The sequence below is a fragment of the Rosistilla oblonga genome (assembly GCF_007751715.1).
In the GTDB taxonomy this organism is placed as follows: Bacteria; Planctomycetota; Planctomycetia; order Pirellulales; family Pirellulaceae; genus Rosistilla; species Rosistilla oblonga.
In genome coordinates this window covers 4,060,195-4,083,039 of sequence record NZ_CP036292.1, presented here as the reverse complement: position 1 = coordinate 4,083,039, position 22,845 = coordinate 4,060,195, and the positions used below count along the sequence as shown (strand labels likewise).

The 22,845-nt window shown below is 58.0% G+C and carries 17 protein-coding genes; 8 read left to right on the top strand and 9 right to left on the bottom strand.

The window, feature by feature from the left end; all coding sequences use genetic code 11:
* Positions 1 to 2: 2 nt before the first annotated feature.
* The gene (locus CA51_RS14400; protein WP_145121727.1) at positions 3 to 905 is read left to right on the top strand and encodes a DUF547 domain-containing protein; all 903 of its coding nucleotides are present in this window, start codon (positions 3 to 5) and stop codon (positions 903 to 905) included.
* A 322-nt stretch (positions 906 to 1,227) separates the two neighbouring features.
* Here CA51_RS14400 and CA51_RS14395 read toward each other — a convergent pair whose 3' ends face one another.
* From CA51_RS14395 to CA51_RS14375, 5 genes are all read right to left on the bottom strand, one after another.
* A complete protein-coding gene (locus CA51_RS14395) occupies positions 1,228 to 2,034 on the bottom strand; it encodes a type 1 glutamine amidotransferase domain-containing protein (protein ID WP_145121725.1) in 807 nt (268 codons plus the stop codon).
* A gap of 606 nt (positions 2,035 to 2,640) precedes the next feature.
* The gene (locus CA51_RS14390) at positions 2,641 to 3,045 is read right to left on the bottom strand and encodes an ArsR/SmtB family transcription factor (protein ID WP_231745698.1); all 405 of its coding nucleotides are present in this window, start codon (positions 3,043 to 3,045) and stop codon (positions 2,641 to 2,643) included.
* 118 nt (positions 3,046 to 3,163) lie between these two features.
* Entirely contained in the window at positions 3,164 to 3,859 is a 696-nt protein-coding gene (locus CA51_RS14385) for an ABC transporter ATP-binding protein (RefSeq protein WP_145121723.1), read from the bottom strand.
* A gap of 3 nt (positions 3,860 to 3,862) precedes the next feature.
* Positions 3,863 to 5,080 carry an ABC transporter permease gene (locus CA51_RS14380; RefSeq protein WP_145121721.1) on the bottom strand — a complete coding sequence of 406 codons (1,218 nt, stop codon included), beginning with the start codon at positions 5,078 to 5,080 and terminating at the stop codon, positions 3,863 to 3,865.
* Between the two features lie 58 nt (positions 5,081 to 5,138).
* Complete coding sequence (locus CA51_RS14375; protein ID WP_145121719.1) at positions 5,139 to 5,966, bottom strand: hypothetical protein; 828 nt, start codon at positions 5,964 to 5,966, stop codon at positions 5,139 to 5,141.
* 722 nt (positions 5,967 to 6,688) lie between these two features.
* On the opposite strand from CA51_RS14375, the gene arsB reads away from it, so the two are divergent.
* From arsB to CA51_RS14360, 3 genes are all read left to right on the top strand, one after another.
* Positions 6,689 to 7,954, top strand: coding sequence for an ACR3 family arsenite efflux transporter (gene arsB, locus CA51_RS14370; protein WP_145121717.1), 1,266 nt, complete (start codon positions 6,689 to 6,691; stop codon positions 7,952 to 7,954).
* Positions 7,951 to 8,199: a hypothetical protein gene (locus tag CA51_RS14365; RefSeq protein ID WP_145121715.1), complete on the top strand. Its 249-nt coding sequence runs from the start codon at positions 7,951 to 7,953 to the stop codon at positions 8,197 to 8,199. Before arsB ends, CA51_RS14365 begins: the two co-directional genes overlap by 4 nt.
* An 80-nt stretch (positions 8,200 to 8,279) precedes the next feature.
* Positions 8,280 to 9,854, top strand: a complete 1,575-nt coding sequence (locus tag CA51_RS14360) for an FAD-dependent oxidoreductase (RefSeq protein ID WP_231745697.1) — start codon at positions 8,280 to 8,282, stop codon at positions 9,852 to 9,854.
* A 160-nt stretch (positions 9,855 to 10,014) separates the two neighbouring features.
* Here the strand turns inward: CA51_RS14360 and CA51_RS14355 are convergent, their stop codons facing one another.
* From CA51_RS14355 to CA51_RS14340, 4 genes are all read right to left on the bottom strand, one after another.
* Positions 10,015 to 11,883: a hypothetical protein gene (locus CA51_RS14355; protein ID WP_145121711.1), complete on the bottom strand. Its 1,869-nt coding sequence runs from the start codon at positions 11,881 to 11,883 to the stop codon at positions 10,015 to 10,017.
* Positions 11,880 to 12,779, bottom strand: a complete 900-nt coding sequence (locus CA51_RS14350) for a hypothetical protein (RefSeq protein ID WP_145121709.1) — start codon at positions 12,777 to 12,779, stop codon at positions 11,880 to 11,882. Before CA51_RS14350 ends, CA51_RS14355 begins: the two co-directional genes overlap by 4 nt.
* Positions 12,780 to 12,884: 105 nt before the next feature.
* Positions 12,885 to 14,342: a sulfatase family protein gene (locus CA51_RS14345; protein WP_231745696.1), complete on the bottom strand. Its 1,458-nt coding sequence runs from the start codon at positions 14,340 to 14,342 to the stop codon at positions 12,885 to 12,887.
* Between the two features lie 273 nt (positions 14,343 to 14,615).
* Positions 14,616 to 15,956 (bottom strand): sigma-54-dependent transcriptional regulator, encoded by a 1,341-nt coding sequence (locus tag CA51_RS14340; RefSeq protein WP_145121705.1) that lies wholly within the window; start codon positions 15,954 to 15,956, stop codon positions 14,616 to 14,618.
* Positions 15,957 to 16,415: 459 nt separating this feature from the next.
* Between CA51_RS14340 and CA51_RS14335 the strand changes: the two genes are divergently transcribed.
* The 4 genes from CA51_RS14335 to CA51_RS14320 all read left to right on the top strand — a co-directional run bounded on the left by CA51_RS14335 (position 16,416) and on the right by CA51_RS14320 (position 22,751).
* Positions 16,416 to 19,109: a PAS domain S-box protein gene (locus CA51_RS14335; protein WP_197451187.1), complete on the top strand. Its 2,694-nt coding sequence runs from the start codon at positions 16,416 to 16,418 to the stop codon at positions 19,107 to 19,109.
* Positions 19,106 to 19,468: a response regulator gene (locus tag CA51_RS14330; RefSeq protein WP_145121701.1), complete on the top strand. Its 363-nt coding sequence runs from the start codon at positions 19,106 to 19,108 to the stop codon at positions 19,466 to 19,468. Before CA51_RS14335 ends, CA51_RS14330 begins: the two co-directional genes overlap by 4 nt.
* Positions 19,469 to 19,577: 109 nt before the next feature.
* Complete coding sequence (locus CA51_RS14325; RefSeq protein ID WP_145121699.1) at positions 19,578 to 21,398, top strand: potassium/proton antiporter; 1,821 nt, start codon at positions 19,578 to 19,580, stop codon at positions 21,396 to 21,398.
* Positions 21,399 to 21,788: 390 nt separating this feature from the next.
* Positions 21,789 to 22,751 carry a universal stress protein gene (locus tag CA51_RS14320; protein WP_145121697.1) on the top strand — a complete coding sequence of 321 codons (963 nt, stop codon included), beginning with the start codon at positions 21,789 to 21,791 and terminating at the stop codon, positions 22,749 to 22,751.
* Positions 22,752 to 22,845 lie beyond the last annotated feature (94 nt).

The following is a 22,845-nucleotide window of genomic DNA, read 5'->3' as shown; positions in this document are numbered from 1 at the left end:
CGATGAATAAAAGCAAAGCGTCCTATTATGGCCCCTTTTTCTGGCTGGCGATCGTTTCGTTCTCCGTACCGATCGTCGTCGCGGCCAAAGCGTTTCAAGAGGTGCAGTTGTCGACCAAACCGACGCCGCATCCCGATGCATCGGGCGTCGACCATGCGTTATGGGACTATCTACTCAAGACACACGTCGAGAACGGGTTGGTCGATTACGACGGCATCGCTCGCGATCACCTTTTCCGCACTTACTTGCGACAGCTTTCCGAATCAGAGCCCAGCAAGTTGACCACGTCGGCGGATCAGTTGGCACTGTTCTGCAATGCCTACAACGCGTTTGTCATCAATGGCGTCATCACTCACAAGATTCGTGATTCGGTGATGAACTACAACGTCGAAGGGACCGAGTTTTTTGATCTGAAAGAACACATCCTGTACGGCGAAACGTTCAGCCTTAACGAGATCGAACACGAGTTGATCCGCAAGCGATTTCGCGAGCCTCGTATCCACGTCGCCTTGGTTTGCGCTGCGAAGAGTTGCCCGGCGATCAGGGCCGAAGCCTACACTGGGCCCCGCCTAACAAAACAGTTAGAGGACCAGAGCATTCAGTTCGCAAACCAAACAAAATACGTGACCTATGACGCGGCCAGCGACACACTCCGACTGAGTCCGCTGTTGGACTGGTACGGCGGCGACTGGGACCCCGTCGGCGGCTATCTGCCATGGCTAGCCGATCGAGTCGAGGACGACGGAGTCAAACAGGCGATCCTCCGAGCTTCCCGCAACGAAACATCGGTCGCGTTTCTCGACTACGACTGGTCACTCAACTCGCAAGCCGCCGACGGATCCGCGGCCCCCAAACCGGCCAGTAGGAAAGGCCAATTCGGTTCCGGCTCGATCCCGAACGAATAAATGACGCGCCTTCGACTACTGCTTGCCCTCAGATGCTCGCATGTCCTAACAGACATTCTTCTTGGAGGACACGCAGCATTCTTGGCTAGCACCTGCCGGAGCGCGAGCAATACGGACCAAGCGTCCCCGTACGGGCCTGCTTTTTTTGTTAGTATCGCCCGCGCTGAAGTGCTATGTCGCGCAGGATTTTCAGGGCAAGCTCCGGCTAAGTTAGCTACTCAGCCGGACCTGAACTCCGTTCCGTTCGCTGAGTTGAATGCAGTGTTTCAAACTGCAACATGACGGGGGCACTCTGCCGAACCCCGCTTTTAGGTCGACGCGATTACTGCGTCGCTTCGTTCAACTTTTGCAACTCCTTCAACGTTGCCATGCCGACTCCTGTCGCCGATTGGGGATTCTGCCCTGTTACCAATCTTTGATCTACAGCGACATGCTCTTGGAACGGTTCGGATTTTTCAAATTGGGCGCCCCGTTCAATTAGCTTGTCCTCCAACAGAAACGGAACAACTTCGTCGAGTTCAACCTTGACTTCTTCTTCGTTGGTGAAGGCATTCACCTTTTTCCCGTCGACGAGATACGTTCCGTCGCTCAACTTAATGTTCACGAGGCCAGCCGGTCCGTGACATACCGCACTCACGACACCATTGTTTTCATAAATCTTTGCTGCGATCTCAGCGATTGCATCATTACCAGCGAAGTCCCACATCGCCCCGTGCCCACCTGCATAATGAATCGCTACATAGTCATCGGGGTTTACTTCGCGGGGTGTTTTTGTGTTCTCGACTTTGTTGCGATACACATCATCGTCCCAAAACTTCTTGTTAATTGGATCGCTCATATCGAATGCATCCACAGGTGCTTTTCCACCCTTGGGACTCACAAAGTCGATTTCATAACCGGCGGAATGCAACACTTCCCACGGATGAGTTACTTCGCCTAGGTAGTAGCCCGTCTTTTCGCCGGTGTCCCCTTTTTCGTCATGACTCGTAACAACAAACAGAACCTTCTTAGCTGTGCTTTTCTGAATCTCTGTGTCTGTCTGGCTTTGACCTAATTCGTTCTTGCATCCTGAGATAAGCAAGGCGAAGGTCGCGAGTAGTAGCGTTCCAGTTGTTATGCTTCTTGACATATTGGGTTTGCTTTCAGAATGGTTGGGATACGGGTTGGCGTCTTGGTGGGCGAAAAGGCGGTCATAAATGAACGCCGATAGACGCTAAAAGCGTGCAGTCTGTCGTGCATTTCCTCAGTCGTCTGACCTTGTTCTTCAACAATCACTTCGATCTGCTTGTTTCGGAGTTTACCGCCGAGACGTAATACCTGGATAGCACACGCATCGATAGTTTGTCAATCATGTTTCGGGGGGCTTTCGGCTTGCATCGGGAACAGGCATGAGTCAGCAGGAATGCCACAGAATTTTGAACCGTCGCGCGAAAAAGCGGCGGGGCGGGAACGCACTTTCGCGGAGCGAAAGGCGACCATCGGTTGGGAATCAGAACATACCAGCACGAAGCGCAAGCGAGTGACGCGGTAACACTCGCTTGCGCTTCGTGCTGGTATTGGCGGCAGTGGAAGGGCTTGTTGGTCGCCTTTCGCTCCGCGAAAGAACGCTGAGTCGGAACGCACTTTCGCGGATCGAAAGGCGACCATGGTTGGGGAGCTATCCCTACTAGCACGAAGCGAGTGGTTCTGGAATCACTTGCTTGCGCGTCGTGCTGGTATTTTGGATGAGCCGGCGCTATTCGCAGCAGCCGCCTTCTGCTTTTAGCTGTTTGGCGCGGCGGGTGTCTTGCTGCAGTTCGGGGACATCGTTGAAACAGTCGCTGAGACAGTCGTACAGCTTTTGCTGGAAACAGGACTGCGCCGGGGCGAGCGAATAGTGCGACCAGAGTCCATCTTTGCGGACGTCGACAAGGTTTGCTTTTCGCAGATAGGCCAGGTGCCGCGAGACGGTTGGTTGAGGCAGCTGTAGGATCTCGACGAGGTTCCCCACGCAGATCTCGTCGTCGACCAACAGATGCAAAATTCGCAGCCGCGTGCCGTCGGCAAACGCCCGAAAGACCGTGTTAATCTGGTCGCCGATCGCCGCCAGCGGAACTGTCGACATGTCGGTCAGAAGCTGTTGGTCGGTCGTGGTACTCATAGCCCAATGGCCTTTCCGAATGATTGGACGGCAGTCGCGTATCCCGACGCCATGATGCATTTTGTCGCAGCATTGTAACGGGGGCTACGCGACCGGTTCAACCGAGCAATTGACAGATCTACGCGGCACCAACCGTCTGCAGCGACGCGCGGTCGTCGACGATCTTGCCGTTGCGAAGCTTCAAGACGCGCTTCGCTCGCTCTGCCGCCGCCGGGTTGTGCGTCACCATCACGATCGTTCGCCCCTCGCGATTGAACTCCTCGAAGTAGCCAATCACCTGTTCGCTCGTCTCGGGATCCAAATTCCCGGTCGGCTCGTCCGCCAAAATCACCGCGGGATCGTTGGCCAACATCCGTGCCAACGCGACTCGCTGTTGTTGCCCAACACTCAGTTCGGTCGGTTTGTGATTCAAGCGGTCTCCCAAACCAACCCGCGCCAACAGCTCCGCCGCCCGATCGGCTTGCTCCGATTCGGCGGTTCCCGAAAGGTAGAGCGGAATCTGGACATTCTCTTGAGCCGACAGGTACGGGATCAAATTAAACGTCTGAAAAACGAAGCCGATGTTTGCCTTTCGCATTCGAGCGCGGCCGTCGGCGTTTAAGTCGTACATCGATTCGCCGTGCAGCAGCACGCGCCCCGACGTCGGCGAGAGCATCCCGCCGAGCATCACCAACAGCGAGCTTTTGCCACTGCCGCTGGGCCCGATCAACGAGACAAAATCTCCCTCGGGAATCTCCAACGTCGCATCGTCCAATGCCACCACGCGCTGGCCGTGCATCTGGTAAGTCTTCGTTACATTTTCCATCGACAACATGGTTCAAACCTCCTGAAAGGATGTGACGGGATCGAGACGAGCCGCATTGCGAGCGGGAAAGTAGCTGGCCAGCAGAGTCGTGCCGACGGAGATTCCGATTGCCCACAACGCTAGGACCGGCATCGGTAGCACGGGAACGTTGGCCAGGCGTGGCCCGAGCGTGACGGCCAGAGCAGTGCCGATCAGAAATCCGCCCACGCCCCCGGCAAATCCCAACAACAACGCCTTGAGCAAAAAGATCCGCAGGATCAAATGCGACTCCGCTCCCAGCGACATCAGCGTGCCGATCTCGCGACGGCGTTCGTAGACGTTAGCGAACATGAAGTTCGCGATCCCCGCCCCACCGATAACCACGATGATGGCAACAAAGATCATCGACAACTGCTCCATCATACCGTTGACTTTTGTCTGCGTCGCAACGACCTGAGTCACCGTGACAACCTTCGCCTCGGGGAGCAACTTGTTGACGTTGTCGACAAGCCCGGCCGAGATCTCTTTGCAGCAGCCGACGATCTCGATGCAGCTGACGACTGCCTCCTTGCCCGCCATCTCCTGCACGGTGTGCAGGTGAGCGAAGATCCGCGAATCGTCGACGGTTCCCGTTTCGGGAAGCACCGCGACGACGGAGAACTGCTTGCCCAGCAGGTCGAGCGTTTGGCCTTCCTCGATTCCCAGGACCGACGCGGTATCGGCGCCGACCAACGCTTCGTCGGTCGCCAAGTCGTCGATCACGCGATTGCGAACGAGCGTTTTCTTGTCCTCGGGCTCGTCTGCGACGCCGACGTCGATTGCTCCACAACCGATGGGACGCGAGAAGATCCCGGCGCCACCCCAAGCTGCCTTGGCCTGGAATTCACTCTTGGGCAGGATTCCGGTCAGCGTGAACTGACGCCCGTCCAAGTCGACAGGCACGCACAACTTGGGCGACAGGTTATCGACGCCGGCGAGATTCGACATCGTCAGCCGCAGCGCGTATTCCTCAGGAATCGTCTCGTTGTGTATATCGGCTGAGTAGTAATCCTGCAGCGTGACGGACTTGGGCAGCACCAAGATGTTGGCACCCAAGCTGTCCATCTCCCGCGCCACAGCCATCTCGGAATAGTAGGTGATGTTCTTGATGGCGATCACCGTCGTGATGCCCAACAGAATGCCGACAAAGATCGTGATCATCTGGCTCTTCCGCTCAAAGAGCTCTCGCCAGACTAGTTTTTTGAGGTTCATGCACTGGTCTCCTGACTCTGAATCGATGACTTGGTGTGATGTGGATAGCTCGAGACGTCTACTTCTTGGAGGGAGCGCAGTTGCCGTCGGGGCAACATTGCTGGCCGGGAGCGCACTTTCCGTCGGGACAACAGGATGTACTGACAGCGGTCAAGCGTTGGATGATCTGATCTTTGGTCGCGTTTTCTGCAATCGTCGCAACCGGCTGTCCCGCAGGCGTCATGACAACTAGGACTCCGTTTCCAGCAGACGCATCGACCTTCAACGACTGCAGAAAGCTCTGCTCCGACGCATCGGTCGGATCGATGTTGACGATCTGAGTCGAAGCGGCGAAGCGTTCGTCCTGCGTCAATTCGCGAGCGCCTTGGAAAGCGGCGGAGTCGACGTTCTCCTTAACGCACAACAAAGCCAACTTGCGGTCCTGCATCGCCTTCAAACAGTCAGCAGTCCCCTGGCTGACGACAGCTTCCCGCAACTGATTTTCGTTGAACGATACCGGCAGCCCTTGGGTGACGGCACCGTTGGGAGCGATCGCCAGCGAGAGTGGCATTGGAGCGCGGCTGACACCAAACTTTTCGACGATCGATGCGTTGCTGGGATCGGTGATGTTCACGCGGATCGCATTGGCGACATCCGTCATCCGGCCGGTCGCTTGGTCGAACACGCCCTGCATCGACTGCGTCTGTTGGTCGTTCTGTTTCCAGAAGTAGACGAACAGATACTTCCCATCGCGAGCCGCGTTGTGCAGCGCCGCGTCCGCGGGACCAGCGGCGACGGTCGACGCCGACGTCGTTTGCTGAGCCGTAACCGGAGTTGTTCCGGCCAGTGAGCAGGCGGCGAGAGTCAAAGCGGCGAGCGTTCGAACGTGCGATTTTGTGCGTTTCATCAGACAATCCTTCAGTTGGGGAAACGGGATCCCGCCTGTAAGAACAGAGGGAGATAGGGTGGGGCAGCGGCTTCACAAAGCATATCCGCCTAAGCGAATACTAGTGATGCATTCGTCCGCACGCATATAGGAGATTCAGCGGAATTTTGGAAAAGCGGTTGCCGGCGGAGGTTGGCAAGTGACGGCCGAGTGGGATCTGGAGTCCCGGGACGTTGTGTTTTGCGGGCTCGAAGCGATTGCTTGCGCGCGGCCGAAGGTGATCAGATTTTTTTGGGGAAGAGTGTCGCGTTGGCATACTAGCACGAAGCGCAAGCGAGTGTTGCGATGACACTTGCCCGTTCACTCGCTTGCGCGTCGTGCTGCTATGGGCTTTGCCGGAGAGGCTTGTTGGTCGCCTTTCGCTCCGCGAAAGAGCGCCGAGTGCGAAACGCACTTTCGCGGAGCGAAAGGCGACCTTCTTGCACGATGTGTGATCTCGTGGGGTGGTATCACTCGCTTGCGCTTCGTGCTGGTATTTGGTGCGGCGGAGGGTGGCGTTTGACTTCCGCGGGAAAAGGTTGTAGTCTTTATCGTCTATCGCCGATAAACGGAGTGGGGTGAGGGTGGCGACGGTTTTGTCGCGCCGCGGACAGGTTGTAGCGGACCATCTCTCCCTTTTTTTGAACATCGTAATCGTTTGTCGGCGATGCACGGTTTAGCGGAACACGAAGCGAGAAGAGCACATGGACGAAACATCGAGTTGCCCCGGAAACGACGCGCTGAATTCCGGTGGCGGGATCGGGTTCTTTGAACGCTACCTCACGGTCTGGGTTGGACTGTGCATCGTCGCGGGGATCGTATTGGGAAAGGTTGCCCCGGGATTGGCGAAGTCGCTCGACGCGATGGCGATCTATTCCGGTGATGCCCCGGTCGTCTCGATACCAATCGCGATCTGCCTGTTCTTCATGATGTTCCCGATCATGGTCAAGATCGACTTTGGCGAAGTCGTTCGCGCCGGCAAGGCGATCCGGCCCGTCGGATTGACGCTGTTGATCAACTGGGCAATCAAACCGTTCACGATGTACGCGATCGCTAGCTTTTTCTTGGGGACCGTTTTCCTGGGGCTGATCGGTCCCGATGCGGTCGATTATGTCAAAGCTCCGTTGGGCGCGGACGTCGAAGTCGGTGCGACCTATGGTGCGGGAGAAGTTGTCCTCGTCGATGGGGTGAAGATGCTGCAGGTGCCGCTGTGGCGCAGCTACCTCGCCGGTTGCATCCTGTTGGGGATTGCACCCTGCACTGCGATGGTCTTGGTGTGGGGATATCTGGCCAAAGGAAACGACGGCCACACGTTGATCATGGTGGCGATCAATTCGTTGACGATGCTGGTGCTGTACGGACTGCTGGGCGGTTTCCTGTTGGGAGTTGGCCAGTTGCCGGTCCCGTGGAAGGCGTTGTTGTTGTCGATCGCGATCTACGTCGCCCTGCCTTTGGTGTCTGGATACTTTACGCGGAAGTGGTTATTCGCGACGAAGGGAGAAGCGTGGTTCCGAGATCGGTTCTTGCGATACCTGACGCCCGTTACGACCACGGCGCTGTTGGCGACGCTGGTCCTGTTGTTCTCCTTCAAAGGGGAGACGATCGTCGCGAACCCGCTGACAATCCTTTGGATCGCGATTCCGCTGACCCTGCAAACGGTCCTGATCTTCGCACTCGGCTACGGGATCTCGAAGGGATTGGGATTCAACTACGAAACCGCGGCACCGACCGCAATGATCGGCGCCTCGAACCACTTCGAAGTCGCGATTGCAACGGCGACGATGCTTTACGGATTGTCATCCGGTGCGGCATTGGCAACCGTTGTCGGCGTGTTGATCGAAGTGCCGTTGATGCTGGCGTTAGTGAAATTCTGCCTGAAGACCAAGGGATGGTTTGCTGGCGGAACGGGAAACGAAATGAATGAAGCAATCGTAATGCAACCACAGACAAGCTTGGAGGGTGAGCTATGAACGAGACGGAACATAAAACCTGTTTTGGAAAGATCTTCCCACGCCGGGTTGGCTCGGGAGATCCGATGGGTAAAGTTTTTTCGATTCGGACCGACGAGTCGCACGGAATGATCCAGAGCAAGCCGCATATCGAAACCGATATCAAGCAATGGGACGCGTGTCGGAAGTGTCCGGAGTTCGAATCGTGCTACCAGCTATCGATGGCAACGGTCGCAATGGAAACCGCTGTTGCGAACCACTGTTGAGCGTGTGTAAAGCTAACGTCGTTTGGTGGCTTGCTGTATCGACTCCATCGAATTCAACCCACATCATCGAAGGTCACATCATGAATCAGCATCAACCTTCTCGCCGCGACTTCATCCTCGCCAAGGAGAGTCTTTATCGTCCGTCAACATCCCACACAGCTTCCGAGGATGCAGTCCCCGGCGGCGGGGGCTGCTGCGGTTCGGCTCCTATCGGTTTGACCGGCAACAGCTGCTCGACAGCCGACGAGAAACCGGCAGCTTCCTGTTGCGGGACCTCTAGTCCAGCCGAACCGACAACGATTTCAAGCATCGCTCCGCTGCCGAAGCCCGCAGCGCAGGCGGAGTCCGAGAACTCGCTTCCCGTCGCCATCATCGGCAGCGGACCGGTTGGGCTCGCCGCCGCGGCAAATCTCGCCGAACGAGGGGAAGACTTTATGATCCTCGAAGCGGGATCAGAGGTCGCCGCCGGCATTCGGTCTTGGGGCCACGTCCGGTTGTTCACGCCGTGGTCCTACCTGATCGATCCGGCGGGCAAAAGGCTGCTGGAGGCGGAATCGAACTGGCAGCAGCCCGAGGGAGCTTACGTTCCCTACGCGGCAGAATTTGTCGAAACGTTTCTCGATCCGCTGGCCGCTCATCCTAGCATCGCGCCCCAAATCCGACTGGACCACAAAGTCGTCTCGGTGTCGCGCGAGGGACATGATCGGATGAAGGACGGCTGCCGCGATGCAGCCGGTTTTATGATCGTTACCGAAACGCCGACAGGCCCGCAGCGGTTCTATGCACGCGCGGTGATCGACGCTTCGGGAACGCTATCGGATCCGAACCCGATGGGAGCGGGCGGCATTCCGGCCGACGGCGAGCAGCAGTTCCAAGCCAACATCCGCTACGGGATGCCCGACATTCTGGGCAACGACCGCGATCGCTACGCCGGCAAACGCGTCCTCGTTGTCGGCTCGGGACACTCGGCCACGGGGAACGTGTTGAGTCTTGTCGAGCTGGCGAAAGCAGCGCCGTCAACGTTGGTCGCCTGGGCTGTCCGTCGCAGCAACCCGGCCAAACTTTGGGGAGGCGGGAGTGCCGATGAAATCGCGGAGCGTGGTGCTCTGGGAACTCGCGTAAAACAAGCGGTCGACGACGGCAGCGTCTCGCTTTTGACAGGCCTATCGATCGGAGCGGTCAAGCAACAAGGCGACGGACTTGTTGTCCTCGACCTGCAGGGAAATCGGCAAGTCGTCGTCGACGAGATCATCGTCTCTGCGGGATCGCGACCGAACTTGGCCATGCTGCGTGAACTTCGGCTGGAACTGGATCCCGCGACCGAAGCGACCAAAACCCTGGGACCTTTGATCGATCCGAACCGCCACAGCTGCGGATCGGTGCCGCCTCATGGCGCGGCCGAACTGCGACATCCCGAAACCGGATTCTACGTGGCGGGGATGAAAAGCTACGGGCGAGCGCCGACCTTTCTAATGATGACCGGTTACGAACAAGTCCGCTCGATCGTCGCGGAACTTGCTGGCGATCTCAAGGCGGCTCGCGACGTCCACCTGGAACTCCCTTCCACCGGCGTCTGCTCCACTGACCTGGCATACCAGGACGATGTCGCCTCATCGTGCGGGACTTCAGCAGGACAAAGCAGCGTTTCGCGTTAAAACGTCAGCGATCGCAGAGCTGCTAGCAGTCCGTGTCCTCAAGCTATCGCCGGACATGACGTTTTAAGGAAGCCTTCAAACCGTAGGCCACTGCAGCCGAGTCCCTTGCGTTGCAGAGGACTCGGCGATTTGCAATGTCGTCGGTGCCGCGGCACCCGCGCTACTTCACCTTGACCGATTGAGCCGGGCTGCCGACTTGGGCGTCTTTGATCACGACCGTGTCGGGGCTGTCTTTGCCAACTTTGACGTGGAAGGTTTTGCCTTTCGGAGCCCCGGGAGCAAAGCGTTTTCCGCTGACGCGAACGGTATAGAGGATCTCGCCGTTAGCGGAATCGACCAGCTGGACGACCGGTGAATCGACGTCAAACGTCAACTCACCCAGCTGCCCCCAAGAGGGCGGATTGTAGTTGTCGAATTGCGAGATCGTCCGCGGCCAGCCGGGATACTGTTTCGCTGAGGGATCGGTGACGTCGACGTTCCGCGGCCAACACTCCATCGTGATCTCGCGGGTCTTCGTGTTCAGGCGGACGATGCCGAAGCCGGCGGCGCGGGTGTTCAGCAGATTGCCGGCGGGCATCTTTTCGGGATTGGCGGCGGCGTAGTTGGTAACCTTGTTGCCGAAGCCATCCAGTTGGTCGCCCGTGTATTCGGGGCTACCCGGTTCGCGGTTCGCGCCAGGTTCCAACGGCTCCCACCAACGCAGATACAGATTGGCGATCGAGGGAACGCAGAACGACCAGACGGCGTCGCGGTATTCATCGACGCCATGATGGAAGAGCGTCGCCAAGTGTTGGTCGCCGGCGTAGTGGAAGGCAAACGCTTTGCGGAGCGATTTCAGGGCCTTGTTGCGGCCGGTTTGTGGCCAGCCGTTGGAGTCCATGTCGGCATGCAGTCGGCCGTTGGCGGCGCCGTGAATGTGAGCTCCGCCGCAGAAGATCGTTTGCGAAAGGGCGACTTTCATCTTCGCCTGGTGCCAGTCGGCGGCCCAAGCGTCGAGGAAATCGAGTTGCTGCTGGCCAAGTAGAACCGCGCCGTCGACGTCGACACTTGCCGGGTCGTATTCCGGGTTGCGAATGTGGTCGGGACGCGGCCCCTGCTTGGGAACGCGGCCGGCCGGACCCGACTTAAATTTGCGGTCCTCGAGGATCGCGAAGTCGATGCCGCCCCAATTCAAGTTGGTGTAATAGACACCGATTCCTTGACCGATCTTCCGCGGATGGACTGGATCGGGAAGATGGCTGGTCTGAGCTCGTTCGACTTCCTGAACATAGACTCCCGGTTGGCGATAGCCACCGTCGGCATTGCCGCTGAGCGTCGAGATCTTGCCATTTTCGCCCCACAAGTTCGGCTGCCCCACATCGTGATCGTCGGGCAGACAAAGGGTCGGTCGGTCTTTGATGATGTCGCCGAAATCGCGGCCAAACTTCAACCACGCGGCATAGTGGCGGTTGTGGTCGTAAACTTGATCGCCCGAGAAGAACAAAACGTCGGCGTCGATTCGATTCACGTTGTCGATCAGGTCTTGGCGAGAGATGTCGCCGCCATGAGCCGGTTGGATCGAGTTGCCAGTAAAGCCAGCGACGACGATCTCATCTTTGTCGACGGGGTTCTTGCGGATGATCCCTTCGTAGGTCGCTTTGGGGCCATGCAGCACACGATATTTGCGTTGTTGCGTATCGTCCCAGTTCTCGACGCGGAACGGCGCCGTCCAGCCCGTTTCGATGACCTTGGTCTTGGCGACTTCAACCCACTTGCCATCCTTTTCGATTTCCAGGCGAACGGTTCGGTCGTCGCCTGATTCCAGTGGATACAACTGGGCCGTCAACTTGAGCGTGTTGTCGTGAACGGTGTAGAGCGCGAAACAGATGACTTCGCTACGCTCCACTTCGGGAATCGCCAACAGATTGCGTCTGGGCTTTTTCTTCGCACCGGGCTGAGCCAGCAGCGGCGTGGCGGCGAAGAGCATCGCCAGACAACCGAGAGCAAGTGATTTGTAGAGACCAAGATGGTTGTAATTTTGCGGCTTCATTCGTTTCCCATTGGTTCGGAGTCAGTCGGCTCTAGTTTATCCAAATTGTCCGGCGAAGGTGGTTGCCGCCACAATAAAAACAGATACAGCGGGATCAAGCAGTGAGGGGCTCGCAGCACCGCTTCGTGCAGGTATTGGTCGGCGCCCCAGTAGTTGAGTCCCCACGACATACCGGCAACCGGCCGGGCGATGGCGGTCAAAAATCCCCAGATGCTGGCGTACAACGCGGCCGGGCGTCGCAGGTAGGGAATGCAGATCCCGATGCAGACCACAAAGTCGAGGACTCCCGCGATTCGCAGCATCGTTTGCGCGGTGGGATATTCGACGCCAAGGATCAACGTCGTCATGGCATAGAAGTTCCCGGGCGTCGGCCACAGCCCGAGGGCATAACTGCCGTGGCCTGCAAAGGTCAGGATGACTGCCACGATCGCAGTGATCACCGTCGCGCGGTGCCGCACCCCGAGAGCCAACGCCATGACAAGCAGAATTGGGCTGAGCATCTGCCCGCCGTGTTCGATGAACATCGGCAGCTGGTTTTGCGAGGCGACGTAAGCGGCGTAGCTGAGCACGACCAACAGGCCACTGCCCAGAACTAAACCGACCATCTGAAGCCACGACTTTTGGCGGACGGTAAGCGTCAAGAGAGTGCAGGCGAGGTAGAGCCACCAGAGTTTGGCGATCCATTGCTGCACGAAACCATCGTTGATCCCGTCACCAACAAACTCTTCCCACGTCAGTCCCATACGCGTGGCGAATTCGAAGGTCGCGTCGTGCCACAGCAGCACGCCGTAGGGGCCCTCCCAATAATAATGAACCCACGTCCAACCGGCGAAGCAAAGAAACGCTCCCAAACGGAGACAGAAGGTCGGCAGGTTGTTTGGATTCGGTGGGGACACGTCGGGCCAGGAATAGCGTTGTCAGTTGGTTGGATTAACGGCGTCCATTCTATCCGCTGGCGATTTGATCCAGCAATAACTCCCAGACGCTAGACAGGCAACGGCTCATCCGCCGCGAGCGACATCTTTGGTTGCCGCCCGCGTTCGGCTGCGTCCGGATTTAACGACGCGCTTTAGCTGCGCCGTCAAACGGGCAACGATCTCCGGCTTGGCCGCATAGAGGTTATTCGATTCGCCGAGGTCGTTGCCCAGATCGTACAGCTGTCCCGCTGGGGCGCCATCGCCCGATGGGATCCGCGACGGTTTGGTGAAGCCGCCCGAACCGAGCGCTGTGATCAGTTTCCAATTGCCCTGACGAATCGTCATCATCGACCGGGCGCCAGGTTGCATCACAAAATCATCTCGCAGTTCGGTTTCGCCAGCGGCTTTGCCTGTCAACGCCGGGAGGAAGCTGTAGCTGTCGGGAGCCGCGTCGTCCGGCAGCGGAACCTCAAAAAGATCAGCCATCGTCGCCAGCAGATCGGTAAAGCAGACAAGTTGTTCGCTCGTACTTCCCGCTGCAACGCGGTTCGGCCATCGGGCGATAAACGGCATCCGGTGGCCAGCTTCCCATGCGTCCCCCTTCATTCCTTTCAGGCCGCCTGTGGAATCGTGATCGAACCGCTCGGTATCGGCGTCGTACCAGACAGGCCCGTTGTCCGAAGTGAAGACAACCAGCGTATCGTCTTCCATTTCTGCAGCCCGCAACGCGTCGAGAACGCGGCCGATTTGATCGTCGACCATCATCAGGAAATCGCCGTACATCCCCGCTCCACTCTTGCCGGCAAATGCTTCGGAAGGGAGCCAGGGCGTGTGGGGGGCGGGATAGGCGAGATAGAGCATCAAGGGCTGCGCGTCCTTCTTGTTCTCTGCGTGTCGCTTGATGATCGACGTCGCTTCATCGGTAAACCGCGGCAGGACGTCTTTCAATTGCAGGTCGGGAGCGATGCCGCCGGCGCGCCAGAACTCACCTTGAATCGGCGACCAGCCTGCGCTGTTGTTCGCTTCGATTCGGTCGCTCGGCGGTTGAACGGCTGCGTTGCCGCGGATGTAGAAATAGGGAGGGATATCGGTCGAAGCGCGGATTCCAAAGAAGCTGTCGAAGCCGCAGTCGACGGGACCACCGGGCAGCGGTTGGTCGTACCCGTTCTCTTTGAAACCGAGATGCCACTTGCCAACCATCGCTGTTTGGTAGCCCCGGGATTGAGCCAGCGAAGCGATCGTTATCTGGCCCGGTGCGATCAACGGTTGTGTCGGCCAGCGGCTGACGTCGGTGCGAAACGGATAACGCCCGGTCATCAGGCCATAGCGGGACATGTGGCACAACGGGCCCGGAGCATGCGCGTCGGTGAATCGCATCCCGTCGCGAGCCAGCGAATCGATATGAGGTGTCGGAATCTTCGACTCCGGATTGAAGCAGCCCGGATCACCGTAGCCCATGTCGTCGACAAGGATCACGACGATGTTGGGCTTTGCCGCCGCATCGTCTTCCGCCGCGGCGAGCGTCGTCGACTGCAACGCCACGAGGGTCACTGCGACTGCGAAAATCGAAATTGCTCGCAGGGAAAACGCCGCACAGATCAGCTCGGATCGCCGACGAGCGAAGCGTGAAATCGAGGAATTCCTTGGCAAATGATCCACGGACATTTGTTTTCCCAAACTTGTGAATGGAGCGAGCAAGGACCGGACGCGTCCGATAAAGTGACTAGTCTCTTCGCTGCCGCTGCGCAAGTCAATCAATCCACCGATTTCGAATCGACCGATGTGCCACGGCCAGACAATGTTACCTGTCCGTCGCTATTCGCCGATGTCGTATTGCAGCAGCATCCGATACAGCTTGCGGCGGTCGACGCCGAGGATCTGCGCGGCTTGGGTTTTATTGCCTTGCTCGCGCCGGAGCACGTCGATCAGATGGGCTCGCATCACTGCGTAGATCGAGCTGTCTGCGGGGGCCTTTTCGGAAACCACGCTCTTTTTCCGCGACGTCATTTCGGCCGGAAGGTCTTCGATCGTGATGACGCCGTCGTCGGCGAGGATCTGGGCGCGGTCGATCGTATTGATCAGTTGGCGGATGTTACCGGGCCATTGGCAGTTGAGCAACGCGGCGCGGGCATCGGCTTCGATCTCCCAATCGTTGCCAAGGAAATGATCGATCAGCAATTCAATGTCGCCGGTCCGCTGTCGCAGCGGCGGCAGATTCAGCGGCATCACATTGATGCGGTAGAACAGATCTTCGCGGAATCGATGCTCCGCCACCTCTTGCTGCAAGTCGCGGTTAGTTGCCGCGACGATGCGGACGTTAACGCGTCGCTGCTTATGCGATCCGACGCGGCGCAGCGAACCATCTTCGAGCACGCGCAACAACTTGGGCTGTAGCGAGAGCGGCAGTTCCCCGATCTCATCGATGAACAGCGTGCTCTCGTCGGCGATTTCGAACAACCCCGGCTTCGCGGCAGTCGCTCCGGTGAACGCTCCCTTCTCGTGTCCAAACAGTTCGCTCTCGACCAACTGTTCCGGCAGCGCCGCACAGTTGATCGTGACGAGGGGGCGTTGTGCGCGAGGGCTGCCGGCGTGAATGGCTTGAGCGACAAGTTCTTTTCCCGTTCCGCTTTCGCCTTGGATCAGAACGGCTTTGTCGGTGGGAGCCACGCGATCGATCAACCGGTAAAGCGACTTCATCGGTTTCGATTCGCCGATCATCTTACGATCGGGCGTCCGCCCGCGGTCGATGACTTCGCGCAATCGGGCGTTTTCCATTTTCAGCCGTCTGCGTTCGAGTGCCGCTTTGCAGCGTCGTTCGAGACCACTCATCGAAAACGGTTTGGACAGAAAATCGAAGACGCCGCGGCGCATCGATTCGACAGCTTTTTCGATCGTCCCCTCGCCGGTCAGCACGATGATCTCGGTATCGGGATTTTCTTCGCACATCCGCTGCACGAGCTCCAGCCCGCTCAGTCCCGGCAGATTCCAATCGAGCACGATGATGTCGAATTCCCGCTGATCGCATCGACGGACCGCTTCCTGCCCAGTGGTCGCGTGTTCGACGCTGTGTCCGTGTTTCTCGAACCAGCGAACGTAGCCTGAGCTGAACTCCGGATCGTCCTCGACGAACAATATATCAAAGGTGTCTTCTGTCATTTTCGTAGTCTATCGCGAATGGCAGATCGTGCGAACTGGCGTAGTGCGTTTTCCAATCGCCGATCGCTGGATTGGCGGCTTCGGTCGGCCGCTGCTCGCGCGGAGGGCAGTTAAGTGGTTGTGCTCTGGCGAAGTTCCCAGCTCGCGTTAGCGCGGCGTTGGCTGCGGGAACCGGACGCTATCGCGCGGCCGCGGATACCGCAAATTGAAACCTTGATTTGACCGTTGATAACGTCCCGGATGCGATGGTCGGAAGGGGGAATCGCGTTAGAATATGCAGTTTCCAATCGATCGGGTTGCGCAGCTGAGAACCTGATTTTGCGGCGATGGCGGCAGCTGTCAAAGCGGATCGGAGTGCGACAACAGGCTGCCACCATGACTTGGACTGGCGGAAACGCGTTGGTGCGAAATGTGGAACAAGACTTCGACGCATCGAAATCGAGCCAAGGTGCCGTATCAATGAATGATCATTTTCAACAGCTGGCCGATTCGCTTCCCGCGATGGTTTGGATTTGCAGACCCGATGGGCAAGCTGATTCGTTCAACCGGATGTGGTATGAACGAACCGGGCAAACGCCCGAGGAAGCGGCTGGATGGGGCTGGGTGGAAGCGCTCCATCCCGATGACCGCAAAGGCGTGTGGACCGATTGGGAAAAAGCGGTTTCCGGTCCCGGCAATTACGAAGACAAACTGCGTTATCGAATGACCGACGGCACGTACTGCTGGCATCTGGTCCGCGCCCAACCGATGTTCGACGAAGACGGTCAGGTCACCCACTGGTTTGGAATCAGCACCGATATCGACGCGACTCACGTTTCGCAGGAGGGTTCCGAAGCGTTGACCAAGGCGGTGGTCGAATCGGCTGTCGACGCGATCATCACGATCGACCAGCGAGGGACGATCCAGTCGCTCAATCCGGCTGCGGTGCGGTTGTTTGGGTACGACGCCGCAGAGGCGATCGGTCGCAACGTTAAAGAGTTGATGCCCGAACCGTATCACTCGCAGCACGATCGCTACGTCGGCAACTACCTCGCGACGGGCGAGAGGAAGATCATCGGGATCGGGCGTGAAGTGATCGGTCGCCGGAAGGACGGTTCGACATTTCCGATGGAGCTTGCAGTTAGTGAACTGGAGATCGCGGGGCAGCGGATTTTTTCGGGGATCGTTCGCGACATCTCCGATCGCAAGCGGTTGGAATCAGAGCTGCGCGGTCACACCGAGGTGCTCGAATGTTTGGCGCGAGGTGATTCGCTCGAATCGGTTCTGACAACACTTGTCACGTTTGCGGAACGGGCACGCCCGGGAACCCTCGGCTGCGTGATGTTGTTGGATCGCGAGAGTGGCACTCTGCGGCATGGCGCGACGGTCGGGCTGGACGATGCGTATTCCAAGGCAATCGATGGCGTGGCGATTGGGGCTTCGGTCGGCGCATGCGGGACCGCCGCCTTCACGGGGCAACGCGTCGTTGTTGACGACATCCAAACGAGCGAGCTGTGGGACGATTACCGCGACCTGGCAACTCGGGCTAATCTACGCGCATGTTGGTCCGAACCGATCGTCTCGTCGACTGGAGATGTTCTTGGGGCGTTTGCGATGTATTGCCACGAGCCTTGCGTACCAGCGGAGAGCGACCTGACGTTCGCCACGCACTGCGCGAATCTGGCGGGACTGGCCATCGAGCGGGTGCAAGTCGATTTAGCGCAGCGGCGGATGGTGGCGATTGTCGAATCGACCGACGCCGCCGTGATCAGCAATAGCTTGGACAACACGATCGAAACGTGGAACCGAGGTGCCGAGCAGATCTACGGATATTCGGCGGACGAGGCGATCGGTCAGCCGATCTCGATTCTGATTCCCGAAGACCGGCGTGAAGAGTTTCAGGAACTGCAGGGACGCCTGCAGCGTGGGGAGCAGATCGACCAGTTCGAGACCGTCCGTGTGGCGAAAGATGGTCACCGGATCGATGTGTCGTTGACGATCTCGGCGATCCGCAGTCCCGAAGCGACGACGATCGGTTACTCGATCATCGCTCGCGATGTGACGCAGCGCAAGCAGACCGAGGCGGCGCTGCAAGAGAGCCAACGTCAGCTGGCTACTTTGGTCAGCAACCTTCCCGGCGCCGCCTATCGTTGTCTTAACGACAAAGACTGGCCGACCGAGTTCATCAGCGATGGTTGCCGAAACTTGAGCGGCTATCCTGCGGAAGACATCATGGCGGGCAGCCCCGAGTGGTTCGATCTGATCGTGCCCGAAGACAGGGAAGCATTGTGGGATCAGATCCAATCGGCTCTTGCGAAGAAACAACCGTATCAAGTGGTGTATCGGATTCGCCATCGCGATGGTCAGCCGCGTTGGATGTGGGAACACGGTCGCGGCGTCTGGGATGCAGAGGACAATCTGCTGGCGCTGGAGGGACTGATCACCGACATGACAGAATTGCAAATCGCCCGCGAGCAACTGGTCCAATCGGAGCGGTTGGCGACGATTGGGCAGATGCATGCAGCGATCGCGCACGAGAGTCGCAACGCGTTGCAACGAATCCAAGTTGGCGTGGAAATGCTTGAGTTCGAGATCCCCGAGGGGACCGAGGCGAGTCGAGATCTGCAAAAGATCGCCAACGCCAAAGACGCGCTGCATCATCTGCTGGAAGAGCTACGGAATTATGCGGCGCCGATTCAACTGGAACGCTCGCTGCGGAAACTCAGCAGCGTCTGGCGGAGCGCGTGGACTCAGATCGATTCGGCGCATGCTGACCGCGACGCAGAGGTGATCGAGCAGATGGAAGGGATCGATCCGGTCTGCGACATCGACGCGTTTCGGATGGAGCAGGTCTTTCGGAACCTTTACGAAAATGCGCTTGCGGCGGGAAGCGATCCGGTTCGGATTCATATCGAATGTTCGACCGGGGCGTTCGATGGCGCGCCAGGAGTGTGCGTTTCGGTCCGCGATAACGGTCCCGGTCTGTCGGAGGAGCAGAAAAGTCGAGCTTTCGAAGCGTTTTTCACGACGAAATCGAAGGGGACGGGGTTGGGCATGGCAATTGCTAAGAGAATCATCGACGCCCACTCCGGTACGATTGCAGCGGGAAACTGCGACGAAGGGGGAGGTGCTGAATTCAGAATTATGCTGCCTCTTGAAGGAACAGATCCATGACCAAAGTTCTGCGAATCGTCGTCGCCGACGACGAGCCGGAAATTCGCGACTATTTCCGTCGAATCCTGCCTCGCTTCGGGTATGAAGTCGTTGGCATCGCAGAAAACGGTCGCGAGCTTGTCGAACTGTGCCAGCAGAAACAACCTGACCTAGTGATCACCGACATCTTGATGTCCGAATTGTCCGGACTCGACGCGATCGCAGAGATCCGCAAGACGCAGCGTGTCCCCGTTATCGTCGTCTCCTCCAAAGACAAACCGAAAAGCGATAGTTGCGGATGCGTCGACGAATTCCTCGTCAAGCCGATTCGCAGTAGCGATCTTCAGGCCGCCATCGCTCGCGTCCAATCCGCCAGCTGACCCTCGGCCGAGATGTGGCGTGCGAATCGAAGTCTCCCGCCACCGATCGTTCCGATGGGAATGATTTTCCCTCCTGTTATCACCGACGAACTCTTTGTGTTTGTGATTCATGCTCAGTATTGAAACCCTGATTCTGATTACCGGCATCTTGCTGTTGTTGGGGATTGCGTCGAACAAGTTTTCGGCGCGGATGGGAGTCCCCGTGTTGTTCCTGTTCCTTGTCATCGGGATGTTGGCGGGGTCCGAAGGGATCGGCGGGATCGAGTTCGAAGACTACGCGCTTGCCAATGGAATCGGGACCGTTGCACTCTGTTTGATCCTGTTCGATGGAGGGATTCGAACGCCCTACGCGTCCATCCGTTCGGCATGGAAGCCAGCGGGAGTGCTCGCGACGGTCGGCGTGTTGATTACCGCGTTGATCACGGGAATCGCAGCGTCGTGGATACTTGGACTGTCGCTTTGGCAAGGCCTGTTGTTGGGCAGTATTGTCGGATCGACCGATGCTTCGGTCGTGTTTGCTGTGTTGCGTGGCGGAGGCGTTCATATCCGGCCTCGGCTGGCTAACACGCTCGAGGTCGAAAGCGGATCGAACGATCCGATGGCGATTTTTCTGACGGTCGGTCTGATTCAAATGCTTGGCGGCGAGGTCCCCTTCGGGTTCGGTCTGGTCACGCTTTTTCTGAATCAATTGGCTGTGGGCGTGTTCGTCGGGATCGCGGTGGGATGGACGGGAGCTTGGTTGCTTCGGCACATACGACTGGAAGCCGCCGGACTGTATCCGGTGATGGCGACGGCTTTGGGCTTGTTCTCGTTTGGGTTTGCGGCGGAGTTAGGGGGCAGCGGTTTTCTGTCGGTCTACCTGACGGGGATCGTGATCGGGAATCGTAGACCGATTTTTCATCGCGGGATCCTGCTGTTCTACGATGGAGTTACGTGGATATGCCAAATCCTGATGTTCATCGCGCTGGGAATTCTCTCGTTCCCCAGCCGGCTGATCGACGTCGCAATCCCTGCACTGATGATCGCGTTTATCCTGATCTTCATCGCTCGACCGGTTGCGGTTTTCATCTGCGCAGCACCTTTCAAATTCTCCACTCGCGAGCTGACGTTCCTGTCGTGGGTGGGATTAAAAGGTGCCGTCCCGATCACGCTGGCAACGTTCCCCATGATCGCAGGGTTGCCGAGTGCGTCGGTGTTGTTTGACACCGTCTTTTTTGTCGTTTTAGTATCGGCATTGGTGCAAGGGTGGACGTTGCCCACGATAGCGCGGCGGCTGAAGTTGGAGGTCTCGAAGCGTCATCAGGCTCCCGTCACTTTAGAACTCAGTTCGCTGCGGAACGTCGACGCCGACATCGTCGACTATTACGTCGATGAAAACTGCCGTGCAACCAACTGCTTGATCAAAGACTTGGCGTTGCCCGACGGTGTCGTCATCGGCCTAATCGTGCGCGACGATCAGATCATCATGCCGCAGGGGCGTTCGGAATTGCAGAGTGGGGACCACGTGATTGTCATGATGCGGCCGCAGGTCCGCGTTTTGGTCGACCAGGTGTTTGCTAACAGGAAGCATCCGGCCAGCAAAACACTTGGCGATCTCGAGTTTCCGTTGCGTGGTTCGATCCGTATGAGCGACCTCAATCTGTTCTATGACTTGAACGTCGACAAGGACAAAGACGCCACATTGGACCAATGGATTCGTCGACGCCTGGCTCCCAAAATTCCCGTTGCGGGGGACGTTGTGCAGTTCGACCAAATTGCGTTTCACGTCCGCGAGCTCTCTGCAAACGGAGGGATCGAATTTGTTGGGATGGTATTCCAAGCGGCCGCCGATTCGGGCGATGGCGAAGCCGAGGGTGCGATCACAAAAAACGGAGCGCTCGCCGGCGATTCGCAACGGTCAGTGGAACATGGGGAAGAAGCGAGCGTTTGAAACGCCTTTGCCGATGTCACGAATCAGCTCTCGTTGATGTTGAACTTCATCTTCATAGGCAGGCTGCAACCGAGTGCGATCCGCCGCGCGTGGAAGCCGGCTTGATCGACACCTGAAGGGGACAAGTGGGTGCGTTCATCGCCCGCGCGATCGTGCTCGGCGACGGTCCTCAGTCGCCTAATGTCGCGCAGAAATACCGCGCCCGAGATCCGAAGTGAGGCGCGCAGGTTGTGACAAGGACGCACAACCCGCTGGTTGGGCGGTACCCGTGTTCCTCCAATCGCTTTGCGTCCGCAAAAATATGGCTTGGCACGACGATTGCGTTACGTACGATGACGACACGTTGGACGCAACTTTGATTTTGACGCTCGCACTGCAGGCACTCCATTCATGAAACGATTTCGGAACATTCTCGTTGCTCTCGACACGCGCAGCACCACACATCCCGCATTGGACTGGGCGCTCTCGGTCGCCGTGCCCAGCAAGGCGCGGTTGACGCTTGTCGATGTGCTGCCCGATCTTTCCTGGATCGCACGGAACGTCGTCCCGCATTCAGAAGCTCATCAGCAACTGATGCTCGACGACAAGCAGCAGAAGCTCGAAGAGCTTGCCGAACCGATTCGCAAACAGGGACTGGACGTCACGACAAAAGTTCTGCGAGGCAAGACATCGCGAGCGCTCTGCGACGAAGTCTTCCATGCCGATCATGATTTGCTGGTTCGTGTGACGCGAGGGACAAACAGCCGCAGTTCCGCCTTCTACGGCACCACCGGCAGCCGTCTGATGCGGAACAGTCCTTGTGCGTTGGCGCTTATTCACCCGAACTACGCAGCGTCATCGGGGCGGATCGTCGCCGCCATCGACCCCGCGCGGAACAATTCGGCGCACTACAAGATGACGCGCGAAGTCTTGGACCTCACGAAGTCGCTCGCCGAATTGCAGCAGAAGGAAATGCACGTCGTGCACGCGTGGGTGCTGTTTACTCCGACGCTGTTGAAGTCGACCTTCTCTGCGAACGATCTCGCCAACTTCCGCAAAAGCTCCGAGGCGGATATCGCGAAAGAGGTCGATGAGGTGCTCGAACCATTCGGCTTGAGCCATCGGGATCGCCGCGTCCATTTGATCGAAGGCAAAATCGAAGCGGGAGACTCCGTCGCCAAGTTCGCAGATGAAGAGAACGTGGAGATGATCGTCTTGGGAACGATGGCGAGATCGGGAATCGCCGGTGCGCTGATCGGCAACACGGCGGAACGTGTTCTCGAGTTGGCGAAGTGTTCGTTGTTGACGATCAAACCCGATGCCTTCATTTCGCCCGAATCGGCGGCGGATGACGATACCCAAACCGGCAGCTGATACGTGGCGCGATTAGCGCTCGCTCCACCGGACTTTCATTTCATAGGCAAGAGACAAGCCGCCCTGGGCACGCCTGGCATTCTTGCAGGCGTAT

Bases quoted from the DNA above. Each gene is read 5' to 3' on its own strand.
- CA51_RS14375 (WP_145121719.1), bottom strand. From the start codon at position 5,966: ATGAAACGCACAAAATCGCACGTTCGAACGCTCGCCGCTTTGACTCTC.
- arsB (WP_145121717.1), top strand. From the start codon at position 6,689: ATGGACGAAACATCGAGTTGCCCCGGAAACGACGCGCTGAATTCCGGT.
- CA51_RS14390 (WP_231745698.1), bottom strand. From the start codon at position 3,045: ATGAGTACCACGACCGACCAACAGCTTCTGACCGACATGTCGACAGTT.
- CA51_RS14365 (WP_145121715.1), top strand. From the start codon at position 7,951: ATGAACGAGACGGAACATAAAACCTGTTTTGGAAAGATCTTCCCACGC.
- CA51_RS14360 (WP_231745697.1), top strand. From the start codon at position 8,280: ATGAATCAGCATCAACCTTCTCGCCGCGACTTCATCCTCGCCAAGGAG.
- CA51_RS14330 (WP_145121701.1), top strand. From the start codon at position 19,106: ATGACCAAAGTTCTGCGAATCGTCGTCGCCGACGACGAGCCGGAAATT.
- CA51_RS14400 (WP_145121727.1), top strand. From the start codon at position 3: ATGAATAAAAGCAAAGCGTCCTATTATGGCCCCTTTTTCTGGCTGGCG.
- CA51_RS14320 (WP_145121697.1), top strand. From the start codon at position 21,789: ATGAAACGATTTCGGAACATTCTCGTTGCTCTCGACACGCGCAGCACC.
- CA51_RS14380 (WP_145121721.1), bottom strand. From the start codon at position 5,080: ATGAACCTCAAAAAACTAGTCTGGCGAGAGCTCTTTGAGCGGAAGAGC.
- CA51_RS14335 (WP_197451187.1), top strand. From the start codon at position 16,416: ATGAATGATCATTTTCAACAGCTGGCCGATTCGCTTCCCGCGATGGTT.
- CA51_RS14395 (WP_145121725.1), bottom strand. From the start codon at position 2,034: ATGTCAAGAAGCATAACAACTGGAACGCTACTACTCGCGACCTTCGCC.
- CA51_RS14325 (WP_145121699.1), top strand. From the start codon at position 19,578: ATGCTCAGTATTGAAACCCTGATTCTGATTACCGGCATCTTGCTGTTG.
- CA51_RS14385 (WP_145121723.1), bottom strand. From the start codon at position 3,859: ATGTTGTCGATGGAAAATGTAACGAAGACTTACCAGATGCACGGCCAG.
- CA51_RS14340 (WP_145121705.1), bottom strand. From the start codon at position 15,956: ATGACAGAAGACACCTTTGATATATTGTTCGTCGAGGACGATCCGGAG.
- CA51_RS14355 (WP_145121711.1), bottom strand. From the start codon at position 11,883: ATGAAGCCGCAAAATTACAACCATCTTGGTCTCTACAAATCACTTGCT.